Genomic DNA, 18,034 nt, shown 5'->3' with positions numbered 1-18,034 from the left:
CGAAGCTTAACCCGAGCGGCGCGCAAGATGCAACCATCCGGGCGCGGGGCGGCGCCGCCTTCCGATGATGTTACCGGTAAAATAGCTCTTGATACCGGTAACACATTCGAGTATAATGCGCCGCCGTCAGTTCACCGCGAGGTCCGTCCGGCCATTTAAGTTGGAGGAGAGAACATACTCCGCCAGAACATTTCGAGCGAAAGGAGATGACCGAACATGTCCAGGAGCACCCGTTTGACGCTATTCGCCCTGCTCGTCATAGCTGGCAGCCAAGCGCGCGCGCAGATCGTCACCGGCACGATCTCAGGTACCGTGACCGATCCATCCGGCGGAGTCATCCCGGGCGCGACCGTCACGCTCACCAACCAACGGACGCGCGACGTGCGCACTCTTTCGACGAACGAGGCGGGCCGCTTCAGTTTCGCCGCCGTCCAACCCGGAACCTACTCGCTCAAGATCGAACGGAGCGGATTCCAGACGCTCGTGCGCAGCGACGTCGTCTTGAGCGCGAACGAGAACCTAGCTCTCGGCGAGCTGCAATTGCAACCGGGGCAAGTGAGCGAAACGGTCACGGTGACGAGCCAAGGGGCGGTGGTTGAGACCGAATCGAGCGATCTATCATCGCGGTTGACGGCGGATCAGATCGAACTCATCTCAGTGAAAGGGCGCAACGTGACTTCGCTTCTGCGCACGATGCCGGGCGTAACTTATGAGGATGATTCCGACGCGACGGGCGAGAGCTTCGGTCAGGTGATCCCCAACATCGGCGGGATGCGCGCTCGTTCCGCGCTGGCCACCGTTGATGGCCTGATGGGCAATGACGTGAGCGGCTCGAATCGCCTGAGCCACACGATCAACATGGACGCCATTGCCGAAGTCAAAGTCCTGCTCAACAACTATGCCGCCGAATACGGCAATCAAGGTGGCGCGCAGATCAACGTCGTCACCAAAAGCGGCGGGCGCGATTATCACGGCAGCGCCTACTACTACATTCGTAACGAGGCGTTGAATGCCAACAACTTCTTCAACAACAAGAACGGGCTGCCGCGCCCGCTCTATCGTCATAACACGTGGGGCGCGAATCTTGGAGGACCTGTTCAGATACCGAAGCTCTTTCCCAATCGCGATCGCAAGCGCCTCTTCTTCTTCTACTCGATCGAGCGCCCTTACACGATCACGCCCGTCAGTCCCGTGCGCGTCACCGTCCCGACCGAGCGCGAACGGCGCGGCGATTTTTCGCAGACCTTCACCCAATCAGGTCAACTGATCGTCATCCGCGATCCGCTCACCGGGCAGCCGTTCCCTGGCAACATCATCCCGCCCGACAGGATCAACAAGAGCGGGCAAGCGTTGCTTAACTTCTTCCCGCTCCCCAACGCGCAGAGCTCTTTCGCGCAGACGGGGACGAACTATGTCATGCAGGAGAGTCTGCACGTGCCGAAGCTATCGAACGTCGCGCGCGTCGATTTCAGAACGGACAAGGATACGATCTACTGGAAGGGACAGACGTGGCTTTCCGACACGGAAGGCTACTCGACGCCCGGTTGGCCCAGCGGCGCGACCAATCGCTGGGGCGTACTGAAGACCCATTATCGTTACTCAGATAACGGCATGACGATCAACTGGACGCGCGTCCTCAATCAACGCATGGTCAATGAAGCGTTCGTCGGTTTGCGCCACAGCATGGAGGAGTTCATCCCGAGCGACGGCGAGCTCAATCGCATCCTTCGTTCGACCCTCGGCTACACCGCGCCGCAGCTCTATCCGGACCAGAATCCGCTCGGGATCATCCCGCGCGTCACGAGCTGGGGCGGCGTACCGAACGCCGCCAACATCAATTGGGTGGCGCGCTTGAACTCGCGCGGCGCCGATCTGGTCGGCTCCTTCACCGACAACTTCAGCTTCATTCAGGGAACACACAGCTACAAAGCCGGGCTCTACATCGAGCATTTAAGGAACGATGAGGGCTATGGCGGCGACTGGTCCGGTTCTTTCAGCTTTCAGAACGATTCGAACAATCCGCTGAACACGGGCTATGCCTATGCCAATGCGCTGCTCGGCATCTTCCGCAGCTACAGCGAGACCAACTCGCGCAACCGGACCAACGCTCGCTTGACGCTGGTCCAGTGGTATGGGCAGGATACGTGGAAAGTCAATCGCCGTCTGACGCTCAATTACGGTCTGCGCATGGGCTTTCATACGCAGTGGTACCAAGCGGACAAACGGGCGGCGGGCTTCGTGTTGGAGCGATGGGATCCGGCCAAAGCCCCGCTGCTTTACGGTTTCGCCTGTACGACGCCGATCCCGCCGAACGGCACCTGTCCGAGCGCCAATCGGCGCGCGATCAATCCGGTCACCAAGCAACTGCTCCCGCTCGCCTTCGCGGGAGCGATCGTTCCCGGCACTGGCGATCCATATAACGGCATGGTCGTCGAAGGCGACCCCAACTATCCGAAAGGTTTCAAAGAGCTCGACGGCGTGCAGTGGGAGCCGCGCGCCGGTTTCGCGTGGGATCTTTTTGGTACAGGCCGGACCGTGTTTCGCGCGATGGGCGGCATCTATCACAGCCCGCGCGTCGGCGGCGGATCGGTCGGCAATCTCACTCCGCAACCGCCGCTGCAGATCAACCAACAGATCTTCTATGGCTATATCGATCAACTCGGTGATCTGCTCGGCTCAGCGGTCCTCTTCCCCGACAGCGTGCTGGGGCTTGAACGGTACGCGAAGACGCCGAGCTCATACAACTTCATGATCGGCATCCAGCAAAATGTCGGCTTTGGGACCGTGCTCAGCGTCTCTTATGTATCGACGTTGGGACGACATCTCGGAGAAAGGCGCAACATAAATCAGGTGCCGGATGGCGCGCGATTCCTCGATCTCCATCCGGAGAACAGGAATCCGGTGACCGGCAGCGTCTATCCGGATAACTTCTTGCGCCCTTATCGCGGCTACGGCTCGATTCAGATCGACACCTATTCCGGCAGCTCCAACTATCACGCGATGCAGGTCGAAGTCAGCCGCCGGTATGCGCGCGGACTCCAATTCGGGCTGGCCTACACGTGGTCGAAGGCGATGGATTTCGCCAACGACGACACGTCGGACGTCTCGCTCGGGCGACCTTACCGCGCGTGGAACTATGGACCAGCCGACTTCGATCAAACGCACATTTTCTCCTTCAACTACATTTGGGACATTCCCAATCTCAGCCGCGTTTGGGATACCCGTCTCGTCAGAGCGCTTTTTGACGGCTGGCAATTATCGGGGATCACCTCGCTCGTCACCGGCAAACCTTTCACGCCGAGCATGAGCACTCAACCGAGTTTCGACATCACCGGAGGAAGCGTCGGCGCGCGCCCCAACATGCTTCATAATCCGAACCTATCGGAGCCGAAGCGCGCGGCTGATGGGACGCCCGTGTTCGTCGATGCTTCGGCTTTCGCGCGTCCCGCGCGCGGCGATTTCGGCAACATGCCGCGGAACGTGGCGCGCCTTCCGGGCGTCAACAACTGGGACATGTCGCTTTTCAAGAACATCCGTCTCGGCGAAAAACGCAATCTGCAATTGCGCTGGGAGGCTTACAACGTCTTCAACCACGCGAACTTCAATGCGGTGGATACGCAGTTGATCTTCGACGCGAACGGCAATCAGATCAACGCCAATTTCGGGGCGGCCACTTCGGCCCGCCCGCCGCGCGTCATGCAGGGCTCGATTCGTTTCAGTTTCTGATCCGGAAAGGAGGACTCATGAAGGGGAACAGATTATCGCGGCGCGAATGCATCAAGCTGCTCGGCGCGGGCGCGATCACCGCCGCGACCGCGCCGCTCGATCTGGCGCAGACCTCGCCCGCTTCAGCGCAAGAAGATCCCTATGCCCGCGACCGCGAACGTCGCATGCGCTGGTGGCACGAAGCGAAGTTCGGGATGTTCATCCACTGGGGGCTGTACAGCGTCCTCGGGCGACACGAATGGGTCATGGAGATGGAAGGCATTCCCGTCTCCGAATACGAGCAACTCGCCAAACGTTTCAATCCGCGCCCCGGTGCGCCGCGCGAGTGGGCGCGCCTTGCGCGCCGCGCAGGGCAGAAGTACATGGTCTTGACGACCAAACATCACGAAGGCTTCTGTCTCTTCGAGACGCAGACAACCAACTACTGTGCGCCGAAACAGGCTGCCGGTCGCGATCTCGTCCGCGAGTTCGTCGAAGCGGCGCGCGCCGAAGGTCTGCGCGTCGGTTTCTACTACTCGTTGATGGACTGGCACCATCCGGACGGCGCGCGTTGCGCCGAAGACGAAGCGGCCCGTAAGAGGTTCGTCGAATACATCCACACGCAGATACGCGAACTGATGACCAATTACGGCAAGATCGACATCCTCTGGTACGACGTGGCGTGGCCGCTGGATGCTAAGGGTTGGGAATCGGAGAAGATGAACCGCATGGTCTTCGAGCTACAACCCGACATCATAGTCAACAACCGCAACAAGCTCCCCGGCGATTTTTCAACTCCCGAACAACGCATCGAAGCGGCGGAGGCCGGACGCGCTTGGGAAACCTGCATGACGATGAACGACAGTTGGGGCTATCACGCGGCGGACGATAACTGGAAGAGCCCGAAGACGATCCTGCGCAATCTGATCACCTGCGCGCGCGATGGCGGCAACTATCTGCTCAACATCGGGCCTAAAGCCGACGGTTCGGTCCCGGAAGAATCGGTGCGCATCCTCGAAAAGGTGGGCCAGTGGATGGAGCGCAACGGGCAGACCATCTACGGGACCGATCGTTGCCAGCCGCGCCGCTCGCGCTATGCCAACTTCACGCGCCGCGGCAATACGCTCTACATGCACGTCCATTTCTGGCCCGGCAGCGAAGTGGCGATTGCCGGCCTGATGACGAAGGTCAAAGCGGCCCACCTGTTCGCCACCGGGCAAAAGGTTGACTTCCAACAGGATGCCTATCGCGTCCGTTTCACCGGGCTACCGCCGCACCCGCCAGACGATCCCATCACGACGCTCGCCATCGAATGCGAATCGGAACCGCGGCAAGATGAGATCTTCGTGCGCAAAAGGCCGCGAGGAAACGTCTGATGAAGATGTCGAACGACGCGAAGGGAGATGGAGAGTGAGCGAAAGAAGGTTACCGATGCGGCGCGAAATCCCGAGCTTTACGAGCGCCGCGTTCAAGGGCGTGCCGCCCAAATTTCGCGTGAGGGCCCGCCGAGCGGATCTCGATCGGCTAAGGGCGATAAAGATGTTCTAGCGAAAGGGAGGATGGTCTTTTCGCTATGCGAAAGGTCTATGCGTTGATGAAGAGCTGTTCGGTCTCGATCCTTCTCCTGGGCGCAAGCGCGCAGGCCCTTCAAATCGCTCGCCCGCAGGTCTATGCGACCGACGCGCAGTGGCTCGTGACCGTTAAGCGGCGCATCGCTTCTGGCGATCGGACTTTCGCCCCAGCGCTCGCCGCGCTCGAAGCCGAGGCGCGACGAGCGCTTCGCGCCGGTCCGTTCTCCGTCACGCACAAAATGACCGTTCCGCCGAGCGGCGACAAACACGACTACATGAGCCAAGCGCCATATTTCTGGCCCAATCCTCGCACCCCTAACGGGCTCCCCTACGTGCGCCGCGACGGCGAACGCAATCCGGAGATCGACCGCATTTCGGACCATCGCGAACTGGACCAGATGGTCGCTGCCGTTTACACGCTCGCGCTCGCCTACTATCTTCGCGGCGATGAAGTTTACGCGGCAAAAGCGACGCAACTGCTTCGCGCGTGGTTTCTCGATGCGCGTACGCGCATGAACCCGCACTTGCAATATGCACAGGCCATCCCCGGCGTAACCACCGGGCGTGGCATAGGCTTGATCGAAACGCGCGGTTTGATCCGCGTGGTCGATGCGATCGGGCTACTGGCCGGGTCGAAATCTTGGACCACTGACGATCAACGCGGCCTCGAAGATTGGTTCGCGCGCTTTCTCCGATGGATGCGCGAAAGCAAGAACGGGCGCGACGAAGCAGCCGCCGAGAACAATCACGGGACCTATTACGACGCACAAGTTGCCTCGTTCGCGCTCTTCCTCGGAAAACGCGAATTAGCGACGGAGATCCTGCTAACGGCGCGACAGAAGAGGATCGCCCGACAGATCGAACCCGACGGTCGCCAACCGCTCGAGCTGGCGCGGACGCGCTCTTGGAGTTACAGCGTCGGGAATCTCGAAGGGCTGATGCTATTGGCCGCGCTCGCGGAGAACGTCGGCGTGGATCTTTGGAACTACCAAACCGCCGATGGGCGCAGCATTCGCCGCGCCCTCGAATATCTCTTCCCCTTCGCCATCGGAGAGAGGAAGTGGCCGTATCAGCAGATCACCGCATGGACGCCTCAAGAGCTCTTTCCGCTGCTGCGCCGCGCCGCCGTCAAATACAAAGACGAAAAGTATAGGGCGATGGTGGCGAAAGTGCCGCGCGCCGCGCCGAGCGATCTAGAACGATTGCTTTACCCGAATCCATGAAGGGGATGCTTCACGATGTGTGCTCTATGTTCTCGTCGCACGTTCCTTTCCGCCGCGTTGGCCGTCCCGGCGCTGGGCGTCGGATCGAAAGCGACTTTCGCTGCGCCTTCGGATCCGATCGAGATCACGAGTCCGCAGGGTGATATCAAGTTCACTCTTTTTTGGCGCAGGAGCCCGCGCTTGCACTATCTGGTGACCTTCAAAAGGCGCGCTGTCATCGAGCGTTCGCCGCTTGGGATCAGCGTCGATGGTCGTGATCTCTGCGCGGAGGTCGAGGTCGAGCGAGTCGAAGTTTACCGCCTCAAGGAGAGATACCCGTGGCGCGGAGTCCACGCGGAGGCCATCAACGATTGTCGCGGCGCGATCATCTTCCTCAAAGATCGCGCCAGCGGGATCGCCTATCGCTTGGAAGCGCGCGCCTTCGATGATGGGATCGCCTTTCGTTACATCGTGCCCGGCGATGATCGCCCCAAGGTCGTGGATGAAACGACGGGCTTCAAACTTCCCGCGGGAAGCGCCGTCTGGTACCACGGCTTCGAAGGACATTATGAAGGGATCTACACGAAGAAGGCGCTCTCCGCCGTCAGCCGTGGAGAGTGGGCCGCTCCGCCCTTGACGATCGAACTGCCGAACGGCGCAGGTTACGCCAGCATCACCGAAGCCGCCTTGATCAACTATAGCGGGATGGGCCTGCAAGCGGATGGCGAGGGCGGATTCGCCTTGCGCTTGGCTCACCTGCATCCCGTCAGTTACCCGTTCAATTTGAGGTACGGCACGGAAGAAGCGAAACGTCTATCCGTCCCGGCGGCGATCGGTGGGACGATCATCTCGCCATGGCGCGTTGTGATGATCGGCGCCGATCTCAACACTTTGGTCAATTGCGATATCATCCATAACGTCTCGCCTCCGCCTGATCCCAAGCTCTTCCCCGCCGGTTTCAACACGCCGTGGATCAAGCCGGGCCGCGCCGTCTGGCGCTATCTCGACGGCGGCGACAATACGCTCGAAGGGATGAAAGAGTTCTCCAGGCTCGCCGGACAACTTGGGTTCGAATACAACATCGTCGAAGGCTTCTGGCAACGATGGCCCGTCCAACAGGTGCGCGAACTCGCCGCTTACTCAAGAGGGCAAGGCGTTGGGATCTGGTTGTGGAAACACAGCCGCGAACTGCGGACGCCGGAAGCGCGGCGCCAATTCTTCGAGCTATGTCGCGACGTGGGGGCGGTCGGCGCGAAGATAGACTTTTTCGACCACGAAGCCAAAGAGATAATAGATCTCTATCAGGCTCTACTTCGCGAAGCCGCCGAATTTCAGATCATGATCAACTTTCACGGCGCCAATAAACCGACGGGCGAAATGCGCACGTGGCCCAACGAATTGACGCGCGAAGCCGTTCGCGGCATGGAGTACAGTCGGATGGCGACGCGCGCTCAACACGATACGACGTTGCCGTTCACGCGTTTCCTAGCTGGACCAGCCGATTACACTCCCATGCATTTCGGCGCGCGGCGCGCCGAGACGAGTTGGGCGCATCAGATCGCCAGCGCCGCAGTCTTCACCTCTCCGCTTCTCACTTTCGCGGCCCATCCGCAGAAGATCCTCGACCATCCGGCGGTCGAGATGATTCGGAGCCTCCCCAGCGTGTGGGATGAGACGATCGCGCTGCCGCTCTCTAGAATAGGCGAGATCGCGGCGTTCGCGCGGCGGCGCGGCGAGACGTGGTTTCTGGCGATCATGAACGGTCCGGCGGCGCGGACCGTGCGCCTTCCGCTCTCATTCCTCGATGCGGCGAGATACGCAGCTCTGCTCGTCCGCGATCAGCCGGACGAAGCGGCAGCTGTAGTCATAGAACGCGCCATCCTAACGCGCCGTGATGATTTGACGATCGCGCTTCGCGCGGGAGGCGGTTTCATCGGCAAGCTCGAAGTCCAAGCGATGAGGAGGTAAACCATGCGCATCGTTTCGCAAAAAGTTAAACTGCTCGCCTGCTGTTTGGTCGCGCACGCGATGATCTGCGCGCCGCTCGTCGCGCAGACCTCTCCGGCACGGGCGTGGCCCCACCCCATTCAGGCGAGGATCAAAGACGGGACGAACAAGGACCTCTTCGTGATGACGCTCGGCGATGTCGACACGCCGCTGGCCGATGGAGTCTTCGATCCCGCGGCAGACGAACTGCGGTTGAAAGACGGGACGGTTATCAAAGGTTACTACAAAGATAGACTTCGCGTAAGATACTTCGCGCCGATAGATAAATCGCACTTCCCTCTCCCGCCAGCGGGCTGGTGTTCGTGGTATTACTACTACCAAGAGATCAACGAAACCGAAGTCAGACGTAACGCGGAGTGGATCGCGCGTAACCTCAAGGATTATGGCGCGCAATACGTGCAGATCGACGACGGATGGCAAGGCGCCGGGCGCGGTCAAAGCGACAACCGCGACTGGACCAAAGTCAATGCGGCGCGCTTCCCGAGCGGGCTGGATGGGCTCGCCGCTTATATCAAAGAACTCGGACTGAAGCCGGGCATCTGGCTCGCGCCGCACGGACAGAGCAACGAGCAAGTCGTCAAGAGCCATCCGCGCGTCTTCCTGCTCAAAGAGGATGGATCGTCGGCCTCGAGCACATGGGAGGGACGTTATCTTGTCGATCCCTCGACTCCAGAAGCTCGCGAGTATCTGAAGGATCTCTTCCGCACGCTCAAACGTTGGGGATATGAGTATTTCAAGATAGATGGCCAACCGATCGTCGTTCGCGAGTATCGGACGAAGCGCGCCTTCATGAAGGATCAGACCGAGGATCCGGTTGCGCTCTATCGTAAGACGCTGGCGAGCATCCGTTCGGCGATCGGCCCGGATAGCTATCTGCTTGGCTGTTGGGGCATCCCGCTCGAAGGCATCGGGATCATGAACGGCTCGCGCACCGGCACGGACATCGTCGCCGCATGGAACGGCTTCAAGTACGCGCTTCGCGCCACGATGCAATACTACTTTCTGCACAACATCGCTTGGTACACGGACCCCGATGTCTTCGTCGTGCGCCCGCCGCTTCCCTTAGAGCAAGCGCGCGCCTGGGCGACGCTGCAAGGATTGACGGGTCAAGCCCTCTTGACGAGCGACCGGTTGATGGATCTGCCGGAAGAGCGGGTCGAACTTTTGCGCCGCATCTATCCCGCCGTCGACATCAGACCGCTCGACCTCTTCCCGGCTGAGCGAGATAAACGGATCTTCGATCTGAAGATCAAACATCTCGATCGGCAGTACGATGTCGTCGGCATCTTCAATTACGACGAGGATCGTCCATCGCTCGTCTATTTGAATTGGCAGGAGCTGGGGCTTCCGGCTAATCGCCCGGTCCACATCTTCGACTTCTGGAACCGCGAATATCTGGGAGCGTGGGAACACGGGATGACGATCGAACTCAACCCGGCGAGCTGCCGCGTGCTTACGCTTCTGCCCGATGAAGATCGCATCCAACTGATTTCGACCAGTCGACATATCACCCAAGGCTGGGTCGATCTACTGGACCAGCGCTACGATCCGGCGACCCATTCCTATTCAGGGCGAAGCAGAGTTATCAAAGATGACCCTTACGAACTGCGCTTCGTCTTTCCGCGCGGGAAGAATTTCGCCATCAAGAAGGCAATCGCACGTACCGAGGCGGGCGAACTGCCGGTGAAGATCGACAACCATCAAGGCTGGGCGACCATCGAGTTCGCCGCGCCGCGGACGACCGAAGTGCGGTGGGAAGTCGCTTTCGAACCGGCGGAGTTTTATCGCTATCCGGTCCGCGAGCCGTCGAATCCGTGGATCGAGCGCGTCAGTCTCGACGGCGTCGATCTGCGCTGGAACCCGCCTTATCAGGGCGTCGCTGGCTACGTGGTGGCGCTCAATGGGCGCCCGCTCGGTTTCACTCCGACGAACGTTTTCACCCTACGCAACCTCGATCCAGATGCCGCTTACACAGCGGAGATACGCGCCGTCTGGTACGATGGCACGCTGAGCGAAAAGGGAGCGCGCGTGGAGTTCTCGCTGCGACAACTTCTCCCGCAAGAGCTGCCTCTCTCCGCGCTCACGCCTTTGCGCCTCACGTCGGGCTGGCAACAGCCGGAACGCGACCGAACTTTCCTCGGGACCAGATTATCGCTCGACGGTCAGAGCCATGCGACCGGGATCGGCATGCCGACCGATTCCGAAATCGAATTCGGAATCGCTGGGCCATACACGACCTTCTCGGCGCTCGTCGGGATAGACGATAGTTATCGATCGAACGATCCCCGAAGCGTCGAATTCACGGTCAGCGGAGATGGCAAAGAGCTCTGGCAAGGCGTCGTAAAGAAGGGCGATCGCCCGCTGCCGGTCAAAGTCAACATAAGCGGCGTGCGGCGCCTTTCGCTTCGCGTGCGGCGCGTCGGCGGCGATGGCGGTCGCGTCCCTGCCGACTGGGCCGATGCGAAGCTCGTCAGGTGAAACGCGATGAACCGCCTTCTTGATCCGAATCTACGAGGGGAGAATTGATGGGCGACGAGTTACGGGTTGCGCTGATCAGCGGGCCAGCTTACGACCGACTTTATGAATCCTTGCCAGAATTTACGGCGACGACCGGGATCAAAGTCGAGATCGCATTTCGCGGCGATCATCCAACGCTCAACCGTCATCTGGCCTCGCTCGCCGAAGTGCCCTACGATCTGATCTCGACGCACACGAAGTACGCGCCGTCGCAACTCGATTTTCTCGCTCCGTTGGACGATCTCATCGATGGAGCGACGCTCGACGATTTCGCATCACCGTTGATCGAGCTAGCGCGCATCGACGGATCGCTTTACGGGTTGCCACGCAATTTCGATGTTCGCCTGCTCCACTACCGCACCGATCTCATCACCTCGCCGCCAGCCACTTGGGACGAACTGCTCGAGCTGGCGCGCGCCGTCAATCGTCCGCCGGATCGTTACGGGTTCGCCTTTCCGGGCCGCGAATCCGGACTTTTCGGCACTTTTTTCGAATTGGTCGAGATGGCCGGGGGAAGACTCTTCCCGGAAGATCTCGCGCCCGATATCGAAAACGATGCTGGGCGTTGGGCGCTCAGCTTATTGCGCACCTTCTATCTCGAAGGGCTCGTGCCACCCGAGCTACCGATGTGGCATTACGATGAGGTCCATGACTGTTTCCGTTCAGGACGCGCCGCGATGGTCGGCGAATGGCCCGGTTACTACCGATTCCATCGCGACCCGGCAATCTCATGCGTTCACGATCGCTTCGCGCTGAGCATCTACCCGATTGGCCCGGCGGGCAAATCTTTGGCCTACGGCGGCAGCCACACGTTCGCTCTGACCAAGCGCGGGGCGCGCAAACCGGAAGCGCTCGAGCTACTGCTCTATCTGACCTCAGCCGAGCGACAGATCATCGAGGCGCGACAAGGCTGCGTTCCAGTTCGCCACTCCATAATGGACCAGATGCAACGCGAAGCGGATGCGATCGACCGCGCGCGCTTGCAACTATTGCAAGAAGTGATCGCGCATCGGACGTTGATCCCACCGAAGTTCGCCCACTACCCGGAGATCGAAGAGGTCTTGTGGCAAACCGTCCAACGCGCGACGATCGGGTACCTGACGATCGACGAAGCGCTCCGCCAAATCAAGGAACGGGTCGCGAGCATCTGTCGAGAGCGCTCAATCCGCTGATCTCAGCGCGACGCGGCTTCTCTTTGGGTCGAACGGAGCGCAAGACTGGCGCACGATCAGACGCGGCTCGACTCGCACTTCACGTTGTTTGAGGCCGACCCCATCCTCAAACATCTCGATGAGCAACTGGGCCGCCTGTCTGCCCATCTCAGTCCGCGCCCATGAGACAGTCGTCAGCGGCACGCGCAGCAGATCGGCGTAGCGTATATCGCCCGCGCCGACGAGCGAGATATCGTCCGGCACCCTGATGCCGGCCTCTTCCAATGCGCGCATCGCGCCGATCGCGACTGGATCATTAGTCGCGAAGATGGCTGACGGCAGATCGCCTTCCTCGATCCAGGCGCGCATCGCCTCGTATCCCTGATCCTCGAAGAAGCCGCACGCGCGCACGAGCTTCTCGTCGAAGCGGATCCGATGTTTCGCCAACGCTTGCCGATAGCCCAGAAAACGCTCCTCGGCGGTCGAAACGGCTGGCCCACGCAGATGACCGATGCGCCGATGTCCGAGCGCGATCAAGTGTTCGGTCGCCATCGAACCGACGCGCACATCATCGGTGATCACTGCCGTGCACTTCAAGTTTTGGAAACGGCGATCGATCAGAACGATCTTCGTTCCTTCGCGTATCCACCGGCGATATTCTTTGACGCGCTGCGGCGGAAGCGCCGAAGCGATGATGAGACCATCCGTGCGATGGCGCAAAGCTTCGACCTCAGCGATCTCCTTTTCGGCATCCTCTTCGGTATTGCAAATCAGGATCTCGTAACCAGCGGGGCGGACGACCGCCTCGACCGCCTTGGCGATCTCGGCAAAGTAAGAATGCATCAGGTCGGGCGCGATGAAACCGATCAAGTACGAACGGTTAGTCGCCAAAGCGCGCGCGTGCTGGTTGGGCCGGTAGTTCATGCGCCGCGCCATCTCCAGCACGCGCTCGCGCGTCTCCGGATTGACCGATGGATGATTCCTGATGGCGCGCGAAACCGTCATCTTCGACACGCCCAACGCGGCAGCGATATCAGCAAGGGTCGTCGGCATAGACAATCGCTCGCGAAAGTTCGCCTTCCAGCGCAGAGCCGCTCAACGCTTTGGCTCGATATAGAATTTACCAAACACCTCGACTTTTCCCTACACCGTAAACGCCCGCCTCGCGGATTTGCACTTAAACTCTTTTTGCGGTTTACTCAAGACGTGTCCGGATTATCGCACATCGATGAGGAAGGACGCGCGCGCATGATCGACACGAGCGCGAAGCCTGAAACCCTGCGCCGGGCCATCGCCTCGGCGCGCGTGGTGATGGCCCGCGAGACCGTTGAAGCGATCCGTCAAGGGCACGGGCCCAAAGGCGGCATCGTCGAAGTGGCGCGGATCGCCGGCATTATGGCCGCCAAGCGAACGGCGGACTTGATCCCGATGTGCCATCCGATCCCGCTCACACACATAGACATCCGAGTCGCATTCGATGCTGATGGGATAAGGCTCGAAGCTGAAGCGCGCGCGCGCGCGCAGACTGGCGTCGAAATGGAAGCGCTAGTGGCAGCGAGCGTTGCGGCGCTCACCGTCTATGACATGTGCAAAGCTCTCGACCGCACGATGCGCATCACGGATATCAGACTGGAATTGAAAACCGGCGGGAAATCCGGAGATTACCGGCGCGAGTGAGAGAACGGGCGCCGATCGCTTCAGATCGAAATGAGCTTGATGATCGAAACGGATGTCGAACGGGGCGACTTCAGGCAGAGAGAGTGCGCCCAGTCACCGCAAAGGCTCATCGTCGCGACATTCAACATCCGATATGCCGTCGGACAGCGGCTCATCTCTGGCGGTCTACTTCGCCGATTGGGTCTGCGGCGTCCGCGTCGTAGAAGCTCGCTCGTCGCGCGCAACATCTGCTTGGCGGCACAAGCCTTCTCCGCCGGACGCCATCTCCCGTGCCCTGAAGTCATCGCCTTGCAGGAGGCCGATCGAGGGACGAAGCGCGCCGGTGGGCATCATATCGCTTATGAACTGGCCCAGATGCTCGGCATGTGCTACGTTCATGCGGCGCAAGGATTGCCACGCGAGACCGCGCCTCGCCCGAAACAGTGGTATCTGGATTTTGAAGAGTCGATCGCGGTGGACGATGATGGCGACACGGGCGTCGCCCTTCTCAGTCGCCTCCCTCTGCTCGAGGTCGAACGCATCGAACTCCCCTGGTTCGAATGCGCGTGGCGCCCGCGCGTCGCGCTAGCCGCCCAAATCCTCATGGAAGGAACGCCAGCGTTCATCTTCTGCGTGCACATAGACCCACACGCCGCGATCGAGAATCGACTGGTCCAGCACGAGAAGATCTTGGCCGAAGCCGAAGAGAGGGCCGGATCTCGCCCGATCATCATCATGGGCGATTTCAACACGCTATCGCGCCGCGCGTGCGAAGAGACGCGCGATTTTCTAGAGAGCCGCGGTTATTTTTCGCCACAGCCGACCGGGACGGCGACGTGGCGCTCCGGCCCCATACGATTGCACACCGATTGGATATTCGTGCGCGGGTTGCGCGTCGTGCGCTGGGGTGTGGCTCGCTCAATTGGCAAAATCTCCGATCACTGGCCCGTATGGGCGGAAGTCGAACTTTAACGTTGGAGCTAAAACCGACTACGATCCGGCGGGAATGGGGCTGCGGATTGGGTCGAATTCTCTTCGAACCTCATCGCGAGGGACCGACTCGAATCTCGGATGTCTGCTGCAGATTGGGTCGAATTCCCTCCGAACGCCCCGTCGGCGAAACGCGCCGCTATTTTGAAGGTCGCAGATACCGGACCTCATTAGATCTACAAGCGACGTAGGGGCGAAGCGATCTCGCCTCCGTTGGAAGCGAGTTGATCCCGCGAACGACATCTTGGTAGATCGCGCGAGAGATATCGGCGACGAGTTGATGCGCGCGCCCTTCATCGGCGATCCCCCGCGTCAGGACGACCAACACATAGGGTTTGCGGCCCGGCACATAGATGATTCCGGCATCGTGATAGATGCGCGTGATGGATCCGGTTTTGTGCGCCACTCTCACGCCCGGCGGCAATCCCGCCGGTATCCCCTCGTTGAACTTCTGAGCGAGCAGGATCTCGCGCATCTCCGCCGATGCCTGCGGCGAGATGGCGCGCTCTTCGGCGATGGCTTTGAGCAAGATCATCAGCGCGCGAGCCGTCGTCGTGTTGTTCAGCCCGCGAGCATAAGCCTTGCCATCCTCGACACCACGCAACACGCGCATCCCGTCGGCGCCTAAATTATGAACCAATTCCATCACGCTCTTTGGCGTGACCCTTTCGATCAGAAGGTTCGTCGCCAAATTACTGCTCTCGGTGATCATCAAGCGGACCAACTCGCGCACCGTCGCCTCGCTTCCAACTCTGCGGTAGAGCGTCCGTTCGGAATCATCTTGCGGAGAAAGCGAATACGGGCTACCGTCGGCGATGCTCTGGAATTCGTTTTTGACCTTCAGCCGCTCATCGAGCGCTAACCGCCCGGCCTGCGCTTGCCGGAAGACTTCCATCATCACGGGAACCTTCATGGTGCTCGCCGCGTGGAAGCTCTCGTCAGCATCGATCAGAAGCTCGCGCTCGGTCTCCAGATCGTGAAAAGCGACGGCCACCTTCTCCGCGCCGCTCGCGCGAATCAACGCGGATATTTGACCGCGCAGATCATCCCCGCCGCGTCCGCCCGCGCTCGACGCGAGAAGGAGCACAAAGATCGCCACCGCCCGACGCGGACCGATGGGCCGCAGCCATCTTTTCGATCGCAGCCTTAGAATCAGCATGAGGATCGGATTCGAAAGTCTCCCGAACATCTTTTGCGCGCTCCTAGGATTTCCCCCTTCTCCGCCTTTCCATCAACATGTGGTAATGCGCCAGCTTCTCGCCGATAGCCTTTTCGATCCTTGTCCGACGTTGCGCATCGGCAGTCGCCAGTTGCTCGCGCAACGCCTCTACCTCTTTCAATATCTGCGCTTCTTCCGGCAGAAAGCCAGCGCTCTTGAGTATCGAATAGCCGAGACGTAGATCTTCCGGCGTTTGAAAATACGGCGCGAGATCGAGGGGCTTTCCCTTGCCCGAGAGGTTATCGAAGGCTCCGCTCTCTATAGCCTCTTTGATCCGCTCTTCGATGATCTTCTCCAATCCCATGCCCACACCTCAGTCATCCAATGATCGGGCCATCTCTGCGGGCAAAGCCGTAGAGAACCGCATCATCTCTCCAGAACTAGGATGGCGAAAAGAGAGTCGAGCGGCATGTAGGCAGAGGCGAGTCGAATGATCTTCCGCGCCGTGCCAATCATCGCCGACAATCGGATGGCCGATGTGCGCGCAATGGATGCGCAATTGATTTGTCCGACCGGTCAACGGTTGAAGCTCGACCAATGTGCGCCTCTCTCTTCGCTCGAGAACGCGCAAGCGCGTTTCCGATTCCTTGCCGCCCTCCATCACCCGCCATTTCGGTCTGGCCTCCGGATCGCGCCCGATCGGGGCGCGAATCGCCAGTTCATCTTCCGCGACGCGACCATGGACGATCGCCAGATAGCTCTTCTCGACGAGCCGGCGTTGAAACTGGCGCGATAGCACACTCAGCGCGCGCTGGTTTTTAGCGACGACCATCAAACCTGATGTGGCGCGATCGAGTCGGTGGACGATCCCCGGCCTGATGAGCGCGGGCGATTCGTCGCCCGCTGAGCGCGATGCCTCGCTTTGCCCCGCCGTCGCGAACAGATCGCGGTTCAGATAGTAGGTGAGCGCGTTGGCGAGCGTTCCCCTCTTCACGTTGCGCGTCGGATGCACGAGCATCCCCGATGGTTTGTTGACGACGAGCAGATCGCTATCCTCATAAACGATCTCCAACGGGATCGGCTCCGGCGTCATCGCGTTAGGAACGAATTCGCCTGGCTCGACCCAAACGCGATCGCCGACGCGCAGACGACGGCCCGCATTTCCCGGCTCGTCGTTCACGAAACACTTCCCTTCGGCGATCAGTTTCGCGATGCGCAAACGGCTCAACCAACCGATATGCGCGGCGAGGAAGTCGTCTAATCGCTGCCTTGCGGACTCCGGGCCGACCTCGAACTGCAACGTTGATTCCACCCTTCTGACGCGATCCGCTTCGACTTCCATCCTCATCATAACCATAAACGCGCTAGCTCGCCCGAAACGCACTGCCCCAGATTTGCGGCGTAGCCAACTCGACGCTGTTGCCCGCCGGATCGCGCAAGTAGAGCGATCTTCCGCCCTGCGGCCACGCCACTTCGGATTCGATCTCGATACCGGCTTGCGCTAACTTCTCTCGCCAAGCGTCGAGATCTCGTTCCATGATGGCGAAAGCGACGTGCCCGGGTCCACGCGCGCCGTGAGAAGGGATCTTCGCTCCGCCGATGAAGCTCAACTCCATGCTGGTTCGATTAGGATTGAAGATCAAAAGCATGCCGTTGCCGCAACGGAAGAAAACATGACGCCCATCTTCGCGCCCGACGACGTCGAGCCCGAGGACGTGTGCGTAAAACCGCTCCGCCGCAACGAGATCCGCCGCATAAAGACAGGTTTCGAGAATGCCGGAGATCAGCATAACCTTGTCGCGGGATGCCCGATTCGAAATCTCGTTTCTTTTATCATAAACGAGTCGGCAATTGCGCCCACGATCCTCATTCCGCCTAATCTACTCCGATCGATTTTAATGGAATGGATGAACGATTTGCACGCCGACTGGAGAAGATCCCTTCGGGAGCGAAAACGCTCTTAAATCAGAGGGCTTAGGAGCACGCGGCGCATTTAGCGCGCGCAGTAGGCCGCGAAACGCTCAACCTCTCGCGGCAAGAGGGCTTAGGAGCACGCGGCGCATTTAGCGCGCGTTC

At 60.1% G+C, this 18,034-nt stretch carries 13 protein-coding genes; 8 read left to right on the top strand and 5 right to left on the bottom strand.

Going from position 1 to position 18,034, the window contains the following annotated elements:
• Positions 1-216 precede the first annotated feature (216 nt).
• The 6 genes from PYK22_RS05145 to PYK22_RS05120 all read left to right on the top strand — a co-directional run bounded on the left by PYK22_RS05145 (position 217) and on the right by PYK22_RS05120 (position 12,174).
• On the top strand, positions 217-3,726 hold the full coding sequence (locus PYK22_RS05145) for a TonB-dependent receptor (RefSeq protein WP_041975092.1): 3,510 nt from the start codon (positions 217-219) through the stop codon (positions 3,724-3,726).
• Positions 3,727-3,743: 17 nt separating this feature from the next.
• Entirely contained in the window at positions 3,744-5,081 is a 1,338-nt protein-coding gene (locus tag PYK22_RS05140) for an alpha-L-fucosidase (protein ID WP_041975090.1), read from the top strand.
• Positions 5,082-5,299: 218 nt separating this feature from the next.
• Positions 5,300-6,499, top strand: coding sequence for an alginate lyase family protein (locus PYK22_RS05135; protein WP_162199796.1), 1,200 nt, complete (start codon positions 5,300-5,302; stop codon positions 6,497-6,499).
• Between the two features lie 15 nt (positions 6,500-6,514).
• Positions 6,515-8,446, top strand: coding sequence for a glycoside hydrolase family 97 protein (locus tag PYK22_RS05130; protein ID WP_041975087.1), 1,932 nt, complete (start codon positions 6,515-6,517; stop codon positions 8,444-8,446).
• 3 nt (positions 8,447-8,449) lie between these two features.
• A complete protein-coding gene (locus PYK22_RS05125; protein ID WP_041975086.1) occupies positions 8,450-10,963 on the top strand; it encodes an NPCBM/NEW2 domain-containing protein in 2,514 nt (837 codons plus the stop codon).
• Between the two features lie 47 nt (positions 10,964-11,010).
• Positions 11,011-12,174, top strand: coding sequence for an ABC transporter substrate-binding protein (locus PYK22_RS05120; protein WP_041975085.1), 1,164 nt, complete (start codon positions 11,011-11,013; stop codon positions 12,172-12,174).
• Here PYK22_RS05120 and PYK22_RS05115 read toward each other — a convergent pair.
• The gene (locus PYK22_RS05115) at positions 12,163-13,206 is read right to left on the bottom strand and encodes a LacI family DNA-binding transcriptional regulator (protein WP_041975084.1); all 1,044 of its coding nucleotides are present in this window, start codon (positions 13,204-13,206) and stop codon (positions 12,163-12,165) included. The two genes, PYK22_RS05120 and PYK22_RS05115, sit on opposite strands and share 12 nt — an antisense overlap.
• A gap of 153 nt (positions 13,207-13,359) precedes the next feature.
• Between PYK22_RS05115 and moaC the strand changes: the two genes are divergently transcribed.
• Together moaC and PYK22_RS05105 are read left to right on the top strand one after the other, a co-directional pair.
• Positions 13,360-13,830, top strand: a complete 471-nt coding sequence (moaC, locus tag PYK22_RS05110; protein ID WP_041975083.1) for a cyclic pyranopterin monophosphate synthase MoaC — start codon at positions 13,360-13,362, stop codon at positions 13,828-13,830.
• A 30-nt stretch (positions 13,831-13,860) separates the two neighbouring features.
• A complete protein-coding gene (locus PYK22_RS05105; RefSeq protein WP_041975082.1) occupies positions 13,861-14,781 on the top strand; it encodes an endonuclease/exonuclease/phosphatase family protein in 921 nt (306 codons plus the stop codon).
• Between the two features lie 157 nt (positions 14,782-14,938).
• Here PYK22_RS05105 and PYK22_RS05100 read toward each other — a convergent pair whose 3' ends face one another.
• From PYK22_RS05100 to PYK22_RS05085, 4 genes are read right to left on the bottom strand one after another with little or no spacing between them, the layout of a single operon-like run.
• Entirely contained in the window at positions 14,939-15,988 is a 1,050-nt protein-coding gene (locus tag PYK22_RS05100) for a serine hydrolase (RefSeq protein ID WP_083437622.1), read from the bottom strand.
• A gap of 13 nt (positions 15,989-16,001) precedes the next feature.
• A complete protein-coding gene (locus PYK22_RS05095) occupies positions 16,002-16,322 on the bottom strand; it encodes a DnaJ family domain-containing protein (RefSeq protein WP_041975081.1) in 321 nt (106 codons plus the stop codon).
• Positions 16,323-16,331: 9 nt separating this feature from the next.
• The gene (locus tag PYK22_RS05090; RefSeq protein ID WP_083437621.1) at positions 16,332-17,315 is read right to left on the bottom strand and encodes an RluA family pseudouridine synthase; all 984 of its coding nucleotides are present in this window, start codon (positions 17,313-17,315) and stop codon (positions 16,332-16,334) included.
• Between the two features lie 7 nt (positions 17,316-17,322).
• Positions 17,323-17,748, bottom strand: a complete 426-nt coding sequence (locus PYK22_RS05085) for a VOC family protein (RefSeq protein ID WP_041975080.1) — start codon at positions 17,746-17,748, stop codon at positions 17,323-17,325.
• Positions 17,749-18,034: the final 286 nt, after the last annotated feature.

Source organism: Pyrinomonas methylaliphatogenes (assembly GCF_000820845.2).
GTDB lineage: Bacteria > Acidobacteriota > Blastocatellia > Pyrinomonadales > Pyrinomonadaceae > Pyrinomonas > Pyrinomonas methylaliphatogenes.
The sequence above is the reverse complement of the archived record's forward strand: the minus strand, read 5'-3'. Positions and strand labels throughout refer to the sequence as shown.